General features: G+C 49.6%; 14 protein-coding genes, 2 tRNA genes, 3 rRNA genes and 1 pseudogene. 15 read left to right on the forward strand and 5 right to left on the reverse strand.

What is annotated here, in order from left to right:
• The first annotated feature begins 282 nt into the window (after positions 1-282).
• From METMI_RS0112930 to METMI_RS0112940, 3 genes are all read left to right on the forward strand, one after another.
• The gene (locus METMI_RS0112930) at positions 283-1,017 is read left to right on the forward strand and encodes a DUF5765 domain-containing protein (protein WP_019866721.1); all 735 of its coding nucleotides are present in this window, start codon (positions 283-285) and stop codon (positions 1,015-1,017) included.
• A gap of 229 nt (positions 1,018-1,246) precedes the next feature.
• On the forward strand, positions 1,247-1,489 hold the full coding sequence (locus METMI_RS0112935) for a type II toxin-antitoxin system Phd/YefM family antitoxin (protein ID WP_019866722.1): 243 nt from the start codon (positions 1,247-1,249) through the stop codon (positions 1,487-1,489).
• The gene (locus tag METMI_RS0112940) at positions 1,486-1,749 is read left to right on the forward strand and encodes a Txe/YoeB family addiction module toxin (protein ID WP_019866723.1); all 264 of its coding nucleotides are present in this window, start codon (positions 1,486-1,488) and stop codon (positions 1,747-1,749) included. The genes METMI_RS0112935 and METMI_RS0112940 overlap by 4 nt, the downstream gene beginning before the upstream one ends.
• A gap of 179 nt (positions 1,750-1,928) precedes the next feature.
• Here METMI_RS0112940 and METMI_RS0112945 read toward each other — a convergent pair whose 3' ends face one another.
• The 4 genes and pseudogenes from METMI_RS0112945 to METMI_RS27880 all read right to left on the reverse strand — a co-directional run.
• Positions 1,929-2,315: a type II toxin-antitoxin system death-on-curing family toxin gene (locus METMI_RS0112945; RefSeq protein ID WP_019866724.1), complete on the reverse strand. Its 387-nt coding sequence runs from the start codon at positions 2,313-2,315 to the stop codon at positions 1,929-1,931.
• Complete coding sequence (locus METMI_RS0112950) at positions 2,312-2,545, reverse strand: hypothetical protein (protein WP_232215220.1); 234 nt, start codon at positions 2,543-2,545, stop codon at positions 2,312-2,314. Before METMI_RS0112950 ends, METMI_RS0112945 begins: the two co-directional genes overlap by 4 nt.
• A 214-nt stretch (positions 2,546-2,759) precedes the next feature.
• Positions 2,760-3,494, reverse strand: a complete 735-nt coding sequence (locus METMI_RS26980) for an IS630 family transposase (RefSeq protein WP_232215281.1) — start codon at positions 3,492-3,494, stop codon at positions 2,760-2,762.
• Positions 3,410-3,787 (reverse strand): annotated as a pseudogene (locus tag METMI_RS27880) (helix-turn-helix domain-containing protein); the annotation flags it as partial. The gene METMI_RS26980 and the pseudogene METMI_RS27880, both read right to left, overlap by 85 nt.
• Positions 3,788-4,286: 499 nt before the next feature.
• Between METMI_RS27880 and METMI_RS23990 the strand changes: the two are divergent.
• The 5 genes from METMI_RS23990 (at position 4,287) to rrf (ending at position 9,568) form a co-directional block, all read left to right on the forward strand.
• Positions 4,287-5,814: ribosomal RNA gene (locus METMI_RS23990) — 16S ribosomal RNA — on the forward strand.
• 63 nt (positions 5,815-5,877) lie between these two features.
• Positions 5,878-5,954, forward strand: a tRNA-Ile gene (locus tag METMI_RS0112980).
• Positions 5,955-6,044: 90 nt separating this feature from the next.
• Positions 6,045-6,120 (forward strand) — tRNA-Ala (locus METMI_RS0112985).
• Positions 6,121-6,425: 305 nt separating this feature from the next.
• A 23S ribosomal RNA gene (locus METMI_RS0112990) occupies positions 6,426-9,309 on the forward strand.
• Between the two features lie 143 nt (positions 9,310-9,452).
• Positions 9,453-9,568: ribosomal RNA gene (gene rrf / locus METMI_RS0112995) — 5S ribosomal RNA — on the forward strand.
• The 16S, 23S and 5S rRNA genes sit together here with 2 tRNA genes alongside, the layout of an rRNA operon.
• Positions 9,569-9,655: 87 nt before the next feature.
• Here the strand turns inward: rrf and METMI_RS27885 are convergent.
• The gene (locus tag METMI_RS27885) at positions 9,656-9,799 is read right to left on the reverse strand and encodes an NfeD family protein (RefSeq protein WP_456299008.1); all 144 of its coding nucleotides are present in this window, start codon (positions 9,797-9,799) and stop codon (positions 9,656-9,658) included.
• Positions 9,800-9,965: 166 nt separating this feature from the next.
• On the opposite strand from METMI_RS27885, the gene METMI_RS0113005 reads away from it, so the two are divergent.
• The 7 genes from METMI_RS0113005 to METMI_RS25505 all read left to right on the forward strand — a co-directional run bounded on the left by METMI_RS0113005 (position 9,966) and on the right by METMI_RS25505 (position 17,008).
• Entirely contained in the window at positions 9,966-12,383 is a 2,418-nt protein-coding gene (locus METMI_RS0113005; RefSeq protein WP_083930302.1) for a tetratricopeptide repeat protein, read from the forward strand.
• A 47-nt stretch (positions 12,384-12,430) separates the two neighbouring features.
• Complete coding sequence (locus tag METMI_RS0113010) at positions 12,431-13,060, forward strand: PI-PLC domain-containing protein (protein ID WP_019866727.1); 630 nt, start codon at positions 12,431-12,433, stop codon at positions 13,058-13,060.
• Positions 13,053-13,685, forward strand: a complete 633-nt coding sequence (locus METMI_RS0113015) for an HAD family hydrolase (RefSeq protein ID WP_019866728.1) — start codon at positions 13,053-13,055, stop codon at positions 13,683-13,685. Before METMI_RS0113010 ends, METMI_RS0113015 begins: the two co-directional genes overlap by 8 nt.
• Positions 13,679-14,764, forward strand: a complete 1,086-nt coding sequence (locus METMI_RS26985; RefSeq protein WP_156829849.1) for a nuclear transport factor 2 family protein — start codon at positions 13,679-13,681, stop codon at positions 14,762-14,764. The genes METMI_RS0113015 and METMI_RS26985 overlap by 7 nt, the downstream gene beginning before the upstream one ends.
• A 14-nt stretch (positions 14,765-14,778) precedes the next feature.
• A complete protein-coding gene (locus tag METMI_RS0113025; protein WP_019866730.1) occupies positions 14,779-15,108 on the forward strand; it encodes a cupin domain-containing protein in 330 nt (109 codons plus the stop codon).
• 1 nt (position 15,109) lies between these two features.
• A complete protein-coding gene (locus tag METMI_RS0113030) occupies positions 15,110-15,871 on the forward strand; it encodes a glycosyltransferase family 2 protein (RefSeq protein WP_019866731.1) in 762 nt (253 codons plus the stop codon).
• Positions 15,872-16,141: 270 nt separating this feature from the next.
• The gene (locus tag METMI_RS25505; protein ID WP_019866732.1) at positions 16,142-17,008 is read left to right on the forward strand and encodes a PEP-CTERM sorting domain-containing protein; all 867 of its coding nucleotides are present in this window, start codon (positions 16,142-16,144) and stop codon (positions 17,006-17,008) included.
• The last annotated feature ends 72 nt before the right edge of the window (positions 17,009-17,080 follow it).

The following is a 17,080-nucleotide window of genomic DNA, read 5'->3' on the forward strand; positions in this document are numbered from 1 at the left end:
GGCCTACGGCTTACCTTGAGTTGGCGCCTATGCGTTTGCCCCCATGACCATGATTACTGGCTTTACGCAGCCACAGCAAATTAAGCCAATAAAGCATTTAAAATGAAAGGCGTACAAAGGGCCGTGCCCGGAAAAAAGCGCCTCATTTATACCGTTTGTAAAAACCTCACAGCAAGCACCGCACACTCGACAAGCCCCGCTTAAGCCGCTTATACTCCCCGGCTAGTCACCTGACTAGTTCACCAACCCTTACATCAACCTTATAAAAGTATAGGATTGCTTATGTGTTTCAGTGCAAATATGTCACTCGGCCTAGGTATCGTCGGCCTTGCCGCATCCGGCGTGACTTTTCTTGATAAAAAAGAAACGCTTTGGGTGCGTTCCGCCAGGGCGTATGCCATTTTTCATTTTTCCTTGATGGAATTGATCCAGTATTTCGCCTATCCGGTCGCCGACCAATGCGGCTATGGCACAAATTTATACTTAAGCGAATTATCGACTTACCACATTTGTTTGCAGGCGTTTGCGATTATGCCTGCATTGGCGACTTATTCATCCGACCCGACCGCCCTAAAGCGTGCGGCCTTATTGGGCGGTGGTTTAAGCGCGATTTTCTTGGCGTGTAGTTTCCTACCAAGCACTTGGCAATTGTTTACCGACCACACCACGTTTATCGGCAACATTGTCGCTTGCATGCGCAGCGGCAAATACCATATCGCCTATAACATCGCCAGCGCCTTTGGCGAATTGGTGATGTACGGCTCTTTGTTCGCCTTGGCGTTGAGCGGCTATGTCTGGAAAGACAATAAAAAAATAGCCACTTACCATTTTGTCATGGCGATTTTTACCTTGTATTTCCCGCAATGGTTTTTTGGGGTCACTACAGGTGAAGCAGGGGCGATTTACTGTTTTTATTCCATCCCCATCACCGCGAGCTTTATGCCGCAGTTTAAAAAATATTTCACCGCCCAGACATATGATTATCAGGATGACGAACCTTTGGAAGAGGGTGCCTAGCGTTTACCGGCAATAGCTTCCAGAAATGGGTTTTGTTTGGGGGCGCGCCACTAAAAACTAAGGTTTTGCGCGGCCTGGTAGGGAGCTATAGGTAATAAAAAACCCGAAAGCCTATTGTTTAGGTTTTTCGGGTTTGTGTTGGAGCTTCTAAAACTTAAAATAGCGAATAAATTCGCCAATAAGTACGCATTAACGTACGATATGTTTTTTGTATTTTTAAAGTGCCATTATGCAAACCTTAACTGCAAGCGAAGCCCGCGCAAACCTTTATCGGATTATCGACCAAGCCGCCGAATCCCACCAACCCATTGCCATCACCGGAAAACGCGCCAATGCTGTTTTGCTCTCTGCGGAAGATTGGTCGGCGATACAGGAAACCCTGTATTTGCTCGGCGTACCCGGAATGCGCGAAGCTATTTTAGAAGGCATGTCGGAAACTCCCGATGAATGCAGCAAGGAACTGGATTGGTGAACTGGGAAATTATCTATACCAAACAAGCACAGAAAGATGCCAAAAAATTGGCGGCGGTAGGATTAAAAGATAAAGCTTTGCTGTTATTGGAAATACTAAGATGCGACCCGTATCAGAATCCGCCGCCCTATGAAAAATTGGTCGGCGATTTGGCGGGTGCTTATTCGCGGCGGATTAATATCCAGCACCGTTTGGTTTATCAGGTTTTGGAAGCGGAAAAACAGGTGAAGGTTTTGCGGTTGTGGAGCCATTATGAATAGATTTTCATTGACGCTGATCATTTGTGGTGGAGCGGGTCAGACAGTCATTTGATTCGCCAGGGCATACCAAAATACACTGGTACTGGAACGGGTTTGTTACCCGTTCCGTAACGTTTTTAGTGCCTATTAGGTAGCCAAAACGTTGGTTGTTCTTGTGTCAAATCTCAAAAATGTTTTTATCAAATCCCTTGTTTGACGATCATTCGCCTAAGCCACGGTTCGAGGTGAGCCATGTCAAAAGTGCCGGAATCAAACATTTGAATCATATCGGCGTAAATCGCCATCGGTTGGTTAATAATACGGTAACCATTGATTCGAAGGAAAACATCCGCGACTGCAAAAGCAATGCGTTTGTTGCCATCAATGAACGGGTGGTTAATCGCCAAACTTTCCAATAAAGCCGCTGCTTCGACAATGGTATCATCATAATACCCCGTTTGTGGCCGGAATAATGCCGATTCTAATGCCCCAACATCACGAATTCCTGCTGAGCCGCCATATCGTTGGATCAATAGGTCGTGAAGTGTTAGGGCATCGGCAACCGTCAGGAATTTTGTTCCCTTCACTTTGCCAGTTCGGTATACAAGCTATCAAATTCAGCTACGCTATCAGCAAACGCGTTTAACACCTGCTGGCTAACTTGCGTTTTGGTTTTGCGGTCAATGTATTCTTGTAGGGCTTCATCAAGCAAAGCTTGCACCTCACGCCCTTCGATTGCTGCAAGTTGCTGAATTGAGGCCAGCACGTTAGCTGAAAGTTGGGCTGATAAATTATCTTGAACAGCAACGCTCATCATCGTTTCCTCTATATAAATAGTGGCATCATGATACGCCGCTGAGGATTGGGTTTCCAGCTAAACGAACCATGTAAAGCGATTTTATAGTTAATGGGTAACCTGCGGCAAAACTTTTGGGGTATTTAATATGGGTCTGTTAGACTTGCGGTTGCCGGATTCCATCCATCGGCATATTAAGGAATTTGCCCAAAAGGAAGGGGTTTCCATTAAGTAATTACACAAAAGTAACCCGGTATTCATCGCCGAATTTTGAAAGGATGTCCAATACGGCCTGTTTCAATGTCCCGTAACTGGCATAGCACGATAGGGGCAGCCATTCATACTTGATCTTGCGCCAGACGATTTCGATCAGGTTAAGCTCAGGGCTATAGGGCGGCAGATAATGCAACACGACACCTTGCGCCATCCAGTCGTCGCGGCGTGCCAAAAAGGCACGGCTGGTGTGCATGGAAGCGTTGTCAATAATGACGACGCACGGTTTTTTATGGACGGCGTAGCCGTCGCCATAGTGTGCGGCAAACAGGTCGAAGGCCCCGGCCACCTGTTCTGTTTTGACGCGCCCTTCAACGGTGTGGAAAAAAGACCGGCTGTCCCGGGAAACAAACCCCAGGACATTGAGGCGCTGGCTATGGAAACAGGGGATTTCCAACGTCCGGCCTTTGGGTTGCCAGGCGTAAGGCACGGAGGACGCGGTGCTGAAGCCTGACTCGTCAAAATAGTACAGGCTGATTTTGTCTTCATCGGCCCATTGTTTCATGACGGTTTGGATGGCTTTGGCCTTGGCAAAGCCATTGGCACAACGCCTTCCTTTTACGGAGCGCCTGCACCGCCGCCATGAATAACCGGTTTTTTTAAAATGCGCCTTAACGTCCCGGTCGCCGACTTTTTCCGGGTCCGGGCCTCCAGAAGGGCTTGGGCCTGCTTGATTTGGCGCGGTTCTTCGTCCAATTGTGCCCGGAACAGTGCGATTTCTTCCGGCGTGTAAATCGGTGGCCGCCCGGAGCGCGGCAAATCCCCAAGCCCGCCGACGCCTTGCGCGTTGAAGCGGTNGATCCACTGGCTGATAGGGTCACGGTCAACCTGGAAAATGGCTTGTAGCTGGTTTATCGTATGCCCGCTGCCGCTCAGCAACAAGGCGTGGGCGCGTCTTCGCACCTTAAAGTTTGGGTGGGTCTTGTAAAGCGCATCCAACTCTTGCTTGTCTGTGTCGCTGAGTGGCCGGACAAATTTTAAACGTGGCATGGGGGCGGTGGCTCAAAAAGCTTATATTTTATACCATAAAACTTATGTCAAATTACTTAACATATTGATAGTTAATTGGTAAGATGGTTTTCTGGCTTGGCATAGGCAACAATTTACGCAAATAATCCAAGAATTAGTTTGACAACTTCTGTGGTTTGGTTAGAATAGTCGGCTCTTCACGGTAAGCGGGAAGTTCGGGGCGGCGGAGGCCGCCCGGCGCGGCGGCGGGTTTTGGCCGTGCCGCCCCGGGGCAAGGTTCCCGGGGCTGAAAAAAAAGTTTGACAGGTTGTTTTGGATCTGTATAATAGTCCGACTCAGCTGGCGTGAAGCGCCAACGCTCTTTAACAAGGTGGACCGAAACAATGTGTGTGGGCGCTTGCGGCGGCGGTTTGTGTATGCAAACAACCGGCACAAGGCTCCGCACGCAATCGAAGATTGCGTCGGGCGTTTTGCCGGGCCAAGATTGGCCGCTTGTCTCATTAAGCGGCAAAACTGATTGAAACTGAAGAGTTTGATCATGGCTCAGATTGAACGCTGGCGGTATGCTTAACACATGCAAGTCGGGCGAGTAGCCTTCGGGCGAGAGCGGCGGACGGGTGAGTAACGCATAGGAACCTGCCCCGTAGTGGGGGACAACGTGGGGAAACCCACGCTAATACCGCATACGCCCCAAGGGGGAAAGCGGGGGACCTTCGGGCCTCGCGCTATGGGATGGGCCTATGTTGGATTAGCTAGTTGGTGGGGTAAAGGCCTACCAAGGCGACGATCCATAGCTGGTCTGAGAGGATGATCAGCCACACTGGGACTGAGACACGGCCCAGACTCCTACGGGAGGCAGCAGTGGGGAATATTGGACAATGGGCGCAAGCCTGATCCAGCAATACCGCGTGTGTGAAGAAGGCCTGAGGGTTGTAAAGCACTTTTAATGGGGAGGAACCCCTGCCGGCGAACACCCGGCAGACTGACATTACCCATAGAAAAAGCACCGGCTAACTCCGTGCCAGCAGCCGCGGTAATACGGAGGGTGCAAGCGTTAATCGGAATTACTGGGCGTAAAGCGTGCGTAGGCGGCCCGTCAAGTCAGATGTGAAAGCCCCGGGCTCAACCTGGGAACGGCATTTGAAACTGGCGGGCTAGAGTTTGGGAGAGGTAAGTGGAATTTCAGGTGTAGCGGTGAAATGCGTAGAGATCTGAAGGAACACCAGTGGCGAAGGCGACTTACTGGCCCAAAACTGACGCTGAGGTACGAAAGCGTGGGTAGCAAACAGGATTAGATACCCTGGTAGTCCACGCCGTAAACGATGCCGACTAGCCGTTGGCCCCAATTATGGGGTAAGTGGCGCAGCTAACGCGATAAGTCGGCCGCCTGGGGAGTACGGCCGCAAGGTTAAAACTCAAATGAATTGACGGGGGCCCGCACAAGCGGTGGAGCATGTGGTTTAATTCGATGCAACGCGAAGAACCTTACCTACCCTTGACATCCAGTGGATTCGGCAGAGATGCCTTAGTGCCTTCGGGAACACTGAGACAGGTGCTGCATGGCTGTCGTCAGCTCGTGTCGTGAGATGTTGGGTTAAGTCCCGTAACGAGCGCAACCCTTATCCTTAGTTGCCAGCGGGTCATGCCGGGAACTCTAGGGAGACTGCCGGTGATAAACCGGAGGAAGGTGGGGACGACGTCAAGTCATCATGGCCCTTATGGGTAGGGCTACACACGTGCTACAATGGCCGGTACAGAGGGCTGCGAACCCGCAAGGGTAAGCCAATCCCACAAAGCCGGTCCTAGTCCGGATCGGGGTCTGCAACTCGACCCCGTGAAGTCGGAATCGCTAGTAATCGCGGATCAGAATGCCGCGGTGAATACGTTCCCGGGCCTTGTACACACCGCCCGTCACACCATGGGAGCGGGCTGCAAAAGAAGCAGGTAGTCTAACCTTCGGGGGGGCGCTTGCCACTTTGTGGTTCGTGACTGGGGTGAAGTCGTAACAAGGTAGCCCTAGGGGAACCTGGGGCTGGATCACCTCCTTACAAAGACGCAAACGCGCCGCGAGCGCCCACAACACATTGTTTCGGCCACCACCACACGAGCCCGGGCCTGTAGCTCAGTTGGTTAGAGCGCACCCCTGATAAGGGTGAGGTCGGAGGTTCAAATCCTCCCAGGCCCACCACTTTTGGAGCGGCCGCCCGGCGCCGGCCATCCCGGCGGCGCGGCGCCCCTGCGAAACGGCGCGGACGGGCCGGGGACTTGGTACAGACCTGGGGCCATAGCTCAGCTGGGAGAGCGCCTGCCTTGCACGCAGGAGGTCAGGAGTTCGATCCTCCTTGGCTCCACCATCCAGGACGCGGCCGCAAGGCCAGGCGGGAAGGCCCGGGCATCCGGGCATGGGCGCCAATTCTATAGGTTTTTTCCCCGTCGCGGGGCCGAGGCCCTATAGAATTGATGCACAATCAATAGCTCTTTAACAATGCGGAAATCTGTAAAGCAATCGAAAGATTGGAACGATGCGCGAGCGCGGCCGGCGAGCCGGGCGCGGCGCGCATCCTAGCGACATGTAAGCGTCAAGTGGCCACAAGGCCCCGACAGGACGCCCGTGCGCCGGCGCGAGCCGGGGCGCGGGGCAGGCCGATTGGGGTTATAGAGTCAAGTGAATAAGCGCATACGGTGGATGCCTAGGCAGTCAGAGGCGATGAAGGACGTTGTAGCATGCGATAAGCCGCGGGGAGTTTGCAAACAAACTTTGATCCGCGGATTTCCGAATGGGGAAACCCACCCGCAAGGGTATCTTGCAGTGAATACATAGCTGCCTGAAGCGAACCCGGAGAACTGAAACATCTAAGTACCCGGAGGAAAAGAAATCAACCGAGATTCCCTTAGTAGCGGCGAGCGAACGGGGAACAGCCCTTAAGTTGGCACAGTGTTAGTGGAACGGTCTGGAAAGTCCGGCGACACAGGGTGATAGCCCCGTACACGAAAACCTGTGCCAGTGAAAACGAGTAAGGCGAGGCACGTGAAACCTTGTCTGAACATGGGGGGACCATCCTCCAAGGCTAAATACTCCTGACTGACCGATAGTGAACCAGTACCGTGAGGGAAAGGCGAAAAGAACCGCGGAGAGCGGAGTGAAATAGACCCTGAAACCGTATGCGTACAAGCAGTGGGAGCCGGCTTTGTCCGGTGACTGCGTACCTTTTGTATAATGGGTCAGCGAGTTAATCTCAGTGGCAAGCTTAACCGAATAGGGGAGGCGTAGCGAAAGCGAGTCTGAACAGGGCGTTCAGTCGCTGGGATTAGACCCGAAACCGGGCGATCTATCCATGACCAGGCTGAAGGTCAGGTAATACTGACTGGAGGGCCGAACCCACGTCTGTTGAAAAATACGGGGATGAGTTGTGGATCGGAGTGAAAGGCTAATCAAGCTCGGAGATAGCTGGTTCTCCTCGAAAGCTATTTAGGTAGCGCCTCGCATATCACTGTTGGGGGTAGAGCACTGTTTCGGCTAGGGGGCCGTCTAGGTTTACCAACCCGATGCAAACTCCGAATACCAACAAGTGCAAGTGCGGGAGACACACGGCGGGTGATAAGGTCCGTCGTGAAAAGGGACACAGCCCAGACCGTCAGCTAAGGTCCCAAAATCTAGGCTCAGTGGGAAACGATGTGGGAAGGCACAGACAGCCAGGAGGTTGGCTTAGAAGCAGCCATCCTTTAAAGAAAGCGTAATAGCTCACTGGTCGAGTCGGCCTGCGCGGAAGATTTACCGGGGCTAAGCCTAGTACCGAAGCTACGGGTCACACTTTTGGTGTGGCGGTAGAGGAGCGTTCCGTACGCCTGCGAAGGTCAACTGGGAAGTTGGCTGGAGGTATCGGAAGTGCGAATGCTGACATGAGTAACGATAAAGGGGGTGAAAAACCCCCTCGCCGAAAACCCAAGGTTTCCTGCGCAACGCTAATCGACGCAGGGTGAGTCGGTACCTAAGGCGAGGCCGAAAGGCGTAGTCGATGGAAAACGGGTTAATATTCCCGTACCGGCCGTGGCTGCGACGGGGTGACGGAGAAGGCTACATCAGCCGGCGGTTGGAAGTGCCGGTTTAAGCGTGTAGGGAGGTTCCTTAGGCAAATCCGGGGAACCCTATCCTGAGGCGTGATGACGGGCCCGCTTGCGGGCGAAGTGATGGATGCCATGCTTCCAAGAAAAACCTCTAAGCTTCAGGCCACGGGTGGCCGTACCGTAAACCGACACAGGTGGGTGGGATGAGAATTCTAAGGCGCTTGAGAGAACTCGGCTGAAGGAACTAGGCAAAATGATACCGTAACTTCGGGATAAGGTATGCCTTAAGTAGGTGAAGCCCCCCGCGGGTGGAGCCGGACAAGGTTGCAAAAAATTGGTGGCTGCGACTGTTTAGCAAAAACATAGCACTCTGCAAACTCGAAAGAGGAAGTATAGGGTGTGACGCCTGCCCGGTGCCGGAAGGTTAATTGATGGGGTCAGCGCAAGCGAAGCTCTTGATCGAAGCCCCGGTAAACGGCGGCCGTAACTATAACGGTCCTAAGGTAGCGAAATTCCTTGTCGGGTAAGTTCCGACCTGCACGAATGGCGTAACGATGGCCACACTGTCTCCAGCCGAGACTCAGTGAAATTGAAATCGCTGTGAAGATGCAGTGTACCCGCGGCTAGACGGAAAGACCCCGTGAACCTTTACTATAGCTTGACACTGGACTTTGAACCGATTTGTGTAGGATAGGTGGGAGGCATCGAAGCGGGCGCGCCAGCGCCGGTGGAGCCGACCTTGAAATACCACCCTGGTTTGTTCGGAGTTCTAACCTGGGCCCATTATCTGGGCTGGGGACAGTGTCTGGTGGGTAGTTTGACTGGGGCGGTCTCCTCCCAAAGAGTAACGGAGGAGCACGAAGGTACCCTCAGCCTGGTCGGAAATCAGGCGATGAGTGCAATGGCATAAGGGTGCTTGACTGCGAGACGGACAAGTCGAGCAGGTACGAAAGTAGGTCATAGTGATCCGGTGGTTCTGTATGGAAGGGCCATCGCTCAACGGATAAAAGGTACTCCGGGGATAACAGGCTGATACCGCCCAAGAGTTCATATCGACGGCGGTGTTTGGCACCTCGATGTCGGCTCATCACATCCTGGGGCTGAAGCAGGTCCCAAGGGTATGGCTGTTCGCCATTTAAAGTGGTACGCGAGCTGGGTTCAGAACGTCGTGAGACAGTTCGGTCCCTATCTGCCGTGGGCGTTGGAGGTTTGAGGGAAGCTGCTCCTAGTACGAGAGGACCGGAGTGGACGCACCGCTGGTGTTCGGGTTGTCATGCCAATGGCATTGCCCGGTAGCTATGTGCGGACAGGATAACCGCTGAAAGCATCTAAGCGGGAAGCCCCTCCCAAGATGAGACCTCCCCGGGGCCATGAGCCCCCTGAAGGGCCGTCGGAGACTACGACGTTGATAGGCACGGTGTGGAAGCGCAGCAATGCGTGCAGCTAACGTGTACTAATTGCCCGTGAGGCTTGACCCTATAACACCCAATCGGCCTGGTGGCCAGGCCAAGGCCCGGGGCGGCTGACGCCGCCCCGGGCGACACATGGACTTTACAGGTTTCCGCGCGCGCCCCCGGGAGGGGGCGCGCACCGCCCGGCGAGCGCCGGGCACACCGAATTGCTTGGTGACCATAGCGAGCGTGAACCACCCGACCCCATCCCGAACTCGGAAGTGAAACCGCTTAGCGCCGATGATAGTGTGGCGGTTTGCCATGCGAAAGTAGGGAATCGCCAAGCGCCCAACCCAGGAAGCCCGCCCCCTCAACCGGGGGCGGGCTTTTTTTTGCCCGCCGTTTCTGCCCCGGGCCCGGGGCGGCAAAGCCGTCATAGGCCGGCGCCGGCCTGCGGCCCCTTTCCGCCAACCGGGGCGACCCGGAAAACGGTGCCGTCCACCGCCACCACCTCCACTTTGGTGCCGATGCCGCAGTCCTCGCCACACACCTTCCAGATGGAATCGTCAACCTTGATCTTGTCCCGGCCGTTTTCGACCGCCTCGTAAAGCTATCATGAGCTGATATTAACGTACACTCCCTTTTCTTTGTTAGGGTTCAAGGCTAGAATAGCAGATGGCATGAATGGATAAATAATATTTGATCTATATTTTTATCGTCCACACCCAATCCTTGGACATATAATGACTGTTTCTTACGATAAGATAATTCAGAAAGGCATTCAAGCTAGGCAAGCCAACCGTAGGCAAGAAGCTTTGAGGCTCTTTAAAGAAGCGATCGGATTAGCGCCTAACCAATCTCGGGCATACCGTGAGGCAGGAGTAGAGTGTAGGGACATGGGATTGTTTGATGAGTCAAATAGTTTTTTTGATGTGGCACTTATGCACGCACCTAATGATTTAGCAACAAAGGTCCATCAAGCTGTGGGGAATCGGGTTCAAGGAAAACATGAGCTTTGTTTGCAACAATTGACGGAGGTTGCTGAAAAAGATGCTGTAAATGCTTGGGTATGCAATGAATTGGGAATTACGTTAAAAGAATTAGGGCGGTTAACTGAAGCTGGACAAAAATTTCGCCAAGCCCTATCTTTAGCTCCTACCAACGTTTCCATATTATGGCAATTTGCTTTATTTGCCAGAGTATTGGGAAATAGGAAGCTGGCATTAACCCAGTTTGAAACCATTAACAAATATCACCCCTTGAATGTTGCTGCCTACCGCGAAGCGGCTACGGAATTACAAGCATTAGGCCGACTATATGAAGCGTCAGAAAAATTGCGGCTTGCATTTATCCAGTCCCAGAATCTATCTTTATTAGAGAAATATCTTTTATTTTTGTTTGAGCATGATATAGGTGCCGCCGTTAAAGAATTATTTTTCTATGCAGCTAGCTATCCCATCCCTATTGTTTTGATCCAACGGTTTTTTGATTGTAGAATTACTCAGTTACAACATACTGAAGATTTAGTTAATTTACCTATCCATCAGATTGCCTCATTTTTGGGTCAAGAAAATTTTAACTTACCTCTTATTACTTTTAGGTTTCGTAATTTTGGGGCATTTATTGATTTGTTATCTTATCTTGAGCCAAGAATAATATCGCTCACAGAGGTTGAGCACCAACCATTAATCAATGGAAAGTTATTTTTATTCCTGATTATTTTTGCCCTCTATAAAAAAAATAGTTTAGTTACTCATTTTATTATAGATCATATTGAATTTTATCTCCCCCAGTTTACTTTTAGTGATTTATGTAAGGCGAGGGCATCTCTGGAAAAATTGACTAACCGTCAATTCGTTATGTCTTCAATCGCTAAAGCAGCAATTGAGCATTATTCTGTCGATTGCTTATTGGCCAGTTTAATAATGCGTGGTTATTTTCCTGAGGAGCCTTGTTTCTCCGCATTGAATGACAAAGAGGTGCTGTTAAAACTGTTGCCATCTTTTTGCATATCCAAAAACGAAGCCATCCTTAAGAATATTTTTACACATCTACTGCAAAAAGAAATTCTGTCCCTGACTGAAATCAAAACACTCTATCCTGATCAGGATTTTTTTGAATCAATCAAAGCTATTGATAACGTCTTAAAACCAATTTTCCAGGTAAACGTCCTTAGTTTTAGGAAGCCTTTAAAACTTAAAGTGGCTTTGTGTATTTCAGGGCAATTACGCGGCTATAAAGAGGCATATAATTCCATTAAAAAGTCTATTGTTGATCCTCTACAACCGGATATTTTTGTCCATACGTGGCAGGATGTAGGTTTTAAAAAACCTTATCCTATTCCACATGCCAATAGGGTTTTTCAAGGTCATTTTCTCCGTGCGTATCAGGATCTTATGGCAAGCAAAAATTATTCGTATGACGATGCTAAAGGAAAGCTGCCAAACGTATTTTCATTGCTCGACAATAACTGCACCGTTACCGAGAAACAACTTAAAGAATTTTACCAAACTGATTTTGTCGTTGTTGAGGATGACCAATCAGGGGATTTTGGACAATATACCAATCAACAAAAAATGCGCTACAAGATTGCTGCCTGTAATCAACTGATGCAAACAAACGGTAAATTCTATGATTTGGTCATCCGTTTGCGTCCTGACCTAGAATTGCATGCCGTCAAGGATACAAATTGGCTAGAGGTCGCGGAAGCTTGCAATAACGGAAAAGTGATATTGGTTGATTGGTGTACGGGTATAAAAGAAGGGATTGATAGTTTTATTGAAACTTGTGAGGGAATTTATGGCATTGGTGATCAAATTGCCATTGGTTCCCAGCGAAGTATGGATTTTTATGCCGGTATGCTGAAACTTAAAGAAACTTTTGTTGGACATCGTCTAGCATTTTTTAATATGGAGCTTTCGCATATATTGTTCGGCCATGGTTTATGGTTGGGCGGATATGTGAACCGGTCTCTACCCTTGACGAAGGGGCAACTTATAAATACCGTTCTTAAAGCGGAAGATATTTTCCAAGCTATCCAACATGATTTGATTAATTTGGATAGGGATGTTGCAGAACGTTTGGTAAAAGCATTAGAGAACGACAGTAGTTTCCGCCCTTTAAGTCCCTGCTGTTGCTATTTGATTTTGATCAATCGGTAAAAGGCCTATCAGGGGACATGGGATTTTTTTAAAAATAATAAACAATCATGTTAATACTTAGCCACAGAGGTTTTTGGTTATCCGCCTCAGAAAAAAATACCGTCGCAGCTTTTAAACGTTCCTTTGAGCAGGGCTTTGGGTTAGAAACAGATATTAGGGATTACCAGGGCGATTTGGTCATTTCCCACGATATTCCAGTCCCAACCTCATTGCCTTTTGAAGATTTCCTACAAATCCATCGTGACATTGGCCCACATTTGCCGCTTGCCATCAATATTAAAGCGGACGGTTTGCAAGTTTTGGTCATGGAATTGTTGAAAAAATATCAAGTTTCCAATTACTTTACGTTTGATATGTCCGTGCCCGATATGTTGGGTTACTTAAAGGCAGATATTAACGTGTTTTCGAGGCAGAGCGAATATGAACCGGATCCTGCGTGTTACGGGCAAGCCGAAGGCATTTGGTTGGATGGCTTCCACGGCGAATGGTGGTCTGGGCAGGTCATCCAGGAACATTTGGATCATCACAAAAAAGTTTGTATCGTTTCGCCCGAACTGCATCGCCGCCCCCATTTTCCCACCTGGGAGAAAATGAAGTCGTTTTCTTGGTGTGCACACCCCGATGTAATGTTATGCACCGATTTCCCCCAACAGGCATTGGAATTTTTTCATGGCTAAAATCCGGGCGATTTTGTTTGATATGGATGGCGTCCTGATTGATGCCCGCGAATGGCATTATGATGCCCTCAACAAGGCATTGCGCCTGTTTGGTATGGAGATTAGCCGTTTCGACCATCTGGTGACTTACGATGGCTTGCCCACCCGCCGCAAACTGGAAATGCTGACGAAAGAGCGTGGTTTGCCGGAAAAGCTGCATCACTTTATCAACCATCTGAAACAAATCTACACCATCGAGTGTGTCCACCAAAAATGCGCCCCAGTGTTTGAACACGAATACGCGTTGGCTAGGCTAAAAAATGAAGGCCTGCAATTGGCGGTGTGTTCCAATTCCATCCGCAACAGCATAGAACTGATGATGCGACGTGCCAACCTCATTGATTACTTGGAGTTCTTCCTATCCAATGAAGATGTTGAAAAGTCTAAACCTGATCCCGAAATCTATTCCACTGCCATCCAGCGGTTAAGCCTTAGCCCCGAAGAGTGCCTGATTGTTGAAGACAATGACCACGGCGTAAAAGCCGCTTTGGCCAGCGGGGCGCATTTGCTACGCGTCAGCAATGTTTCAGAAGTCAATTACACCAATATCAGCCGCCGCATTAAGGAGATTGAAGAACTGTGTTAACCGTACTTTTCCCGATGTGTGGCAACAACCATTTTGGGGATGAAGCTTATCTTTATCCCAAACCTTTAGTGGAAATTAAGGGCAGCCCGATTATCGAACGGGTCATCGCCAACTTTGATGCCCTATCGCCTGACCGCTATGTGTTTATCGTCAATGAAGAGGACTGCCAACGCTACCAATTGGACGCGGTATTGCGTTTGATTGCGGGTGATAAGGCCATTATTATCCCTGTGCAGCAATATACCCAAGGAGCGCTCTGTACGGCTTTATTGGCGATTGATTATTTGGATAACGGTGATGAGCTGATCATTTCTAATAGTGACCATATCCTTGATGTCGATCTTGGCCTTACTTTGGCTCCGTTACGGCAGCCATCCGGGATAGACAGCGGTGTGGTTTGCTTCCCGTCAGTGCACCCTAAATGGTCGTATGTCCAAATCGAAGACGGCAACATCATCCGCGCCGCCGAAAAGCACCCGATTAGCCGCCATGCCATTGCCGGGGTTTATTATTACCGCCATGCCCAAGATTTTGTGAAAGCGGCGATGCGGGTTTTGGAGAAGCAGGCGCATGTTGATGGCATTTATTATTTGTCTTCCGCGCTCAATGAAATGGTCTTGCAAAATAAGACCTTAAAAATGGTCGACATCCCTTCCGAAAATTACCACCACTTTTATTCGCCACAAAAAGTGCATGAATATGAAGTGATCTTGGAAACAAAAACCCCCCCGTTATCAAACCAAGAATTGCTTGCCAAAACCAAAGCCTATGTCGCCGCTTTTTCAGCTAAAAATTTGGATGCGGTGGCCGCCTTACTGGCTGATAATTTTGTTTTGGAAGACCCCGTGGTCAAACGCATCGAAGGCAAGCCCGCTGCACTGGCGGCCATCAGCAACATTTTCAGCTCATGCCAACGGCTGGATTTTTCCGCACGTAATATTTTTTGTTCGGGGCAAACCACGGTCATCGAGTTTGCCTTGCACCTTGACGGCCTGCTGTTAACAGGTACGGACATCATCGAATGGCAACAAGGCCTGATGGTCGAGTTGCGTGCTTATCTGGATATCCCCAAAAACTAACCAACGGAAACCCCATGCAAGTCACAAAACTGGACGATATGTTCAAAGGCTGGTTTGTCGGCAATTTTGAGCCGACCGTTTATAACACCGGGCAATGCGAAGTCGCCGTCAAATATTACCAGGCGGGGGATAAAGAACCCGCCCATTACCATAAGGTCGCCACCGAAATCACCGTGATCGTGTCCGGCAAGGTCTGCATGGGCTGCACGGTTTACAGTGCGGGGGACATTGTCACGATTGCACCCGGTGAAACCACCGACTTTGCAGCCCTGGAAGACACCGTGACCACGGTGGTTAAACTGCCCTGCGTGGCGAATGACAAATACATGGTTGACGGGAACTGACATGCTAAACATCGTGATCCCTATGGCGGGACGTGGGAGCCGCTTTGCCGTTGCCGGTTATCCGGACCCAAAACCGCTGATCCCCATCGAAAACATTCCGATGATCCGTTGGATTATCGCCAATTTGCGCCCGGCTCAAGCCCACCGTTTTATTTTTGTCTGCTTGGAAGAGCATCTCCAGCAATACGGTCTGGAAGAAAAGTTGGCGCAGTGGTCGCCTGGCTGCAAGGTCGTGCCTGTTTCGGCGGTCACCGAAGGGGCGGCCTGCACCGTATTATTGGCGCGGGACTTCATCGACAATGATGATGCCTTGATGATCGCCAATAGTGACCAATGGGTCGATGTCGCGATTGATGATTATTTGTTGGCGATGGGCAATGCCCAAGCGGACGGTTGGATCATGACTATGACCGCTAACGACCCCAAATGGTCATTTTTACGCTTTGACGACGAAGGCAATATTACCGAAGTGGTTGAAAAACAAGTGGTCTCTAATGAAGCCACGGTCGGCATTTACAATTTTGCCAAAGGCAGCGATTTTGTCAGGGCGGCTGACGGGATGATCGCCCAAGACTTTCGGGTCAATGGCGAGTTTTACGTCGCCCCGGTCTATAACGGCCTAGTTGCCGAACATAAAAAAATCGGCTATTACAGCATAGGCAGTGAAGCGGATGGCATGTATGGTTTAGGTATCCCGGAAGATTTAAGGTTGTTCGAATCGTTGCCGATCAAACAGCATGCGTATGCAAAAGTTATCTCGTAAGGACGGATGCATCCCAATGGAAAGGCTAATTGTCAGTATGTAACAATTTTTGTCACCTATGCGTTGGGCAATAACGCCTACCTAACTAGGCGATGCGGTATTAAATTTGTTTTTTGGCGTATTTTTTTAATAAAAATAGTATTTTGTAAGAATTATTGGCGCAAAATATGCTTTTATTGTTTTTTTATTAAAAATACATATTTGTTGCGTATTTTGGCCTGATTATTGTATTCTCTAAAATAAATCCTTAATTTTAGCGAGTAAAAGCCAATGGTAGCAGTAAGCAAGTTTAGCAATGCATTGCGTAAGTTCATCATAACCGGATTTGCAGCCCTTACTCTTTCGGTTTCAGGTGTTGCTTTCTCAGGCCAATTCAATTTTGTCAACAATGGGTCGTTTGAAGAAACGTCCGCCAGTGTAACCGGATCGACAATCCTTCAAAGTGGCACGGGCAAGCTTAGTGGTTGGACGATAGGTGCCGGCGTGAATAATGGCTATACCTTCCTGGCTTATCCGGGTACCGCAGGCACAAGCATTAATGGCAGCAACGGCATTAGGTTATGGGACAAAGGCAATGGTGGCCTGAACACTATCCCAACTTCAAGCCCTGATGGCGGCAAATTTATTGTGAGCGACGGCGCTTATCAATTGACCACCCTCTATCAAACGATAAGCGGGCTGAATGTAGGGCAATTGTATAAATTAAGCTTTTATCAGGCGGCGGGGCAACAAACTGGTTTCACAGGCGATACCCAAAACTTATGGAAGGTTTCTTTCGGTGGCAATTTGACGACCACCAATAGCATTACGCTACCTAATGGGCAAGTTTATACCGGATCAACAAAGGTCATTTCAGGGGGAACCAGCCAGTTGTCCCATGTGATGAACAATAAAAGCAAAGGCTTTAGCCCTTGGGAATCGCAAACTATGACGTTTAGGGCGACTGCGAGCAGCCAATTATTGGGGTTTATGGCTTTGGGCGGGCCATTAGGCCAACCTCCATTTAGTTTAATTGACGGTATCTCCCTGACAGAAGTAACCGTTCCTGAGCCAGGTAGCATTAGGCTGATGGTTGTTGGCTTAATGGCCTTTGTCGTAATAAGAAGGCGTGGTCAAAAGCTTGCATTGGATGCCTAACTGCCAGCTAAGCTAAAGCGGGTGCCGTTTGCAAACGGCACCCGCTTTTTTTTGTGGGTATCATTTTTCAAT

The organism is Methylovulum miyakonense HT12 (genome assembly GCF_000384075.1).
Taxonomy (GTDB): domain Bacteria; phylum Pseudomonadota; class Gammaproteobacteria; order Methylococcales; family Methylomonadaceae; genus Methylovulum; species Methylovulum miyakonense.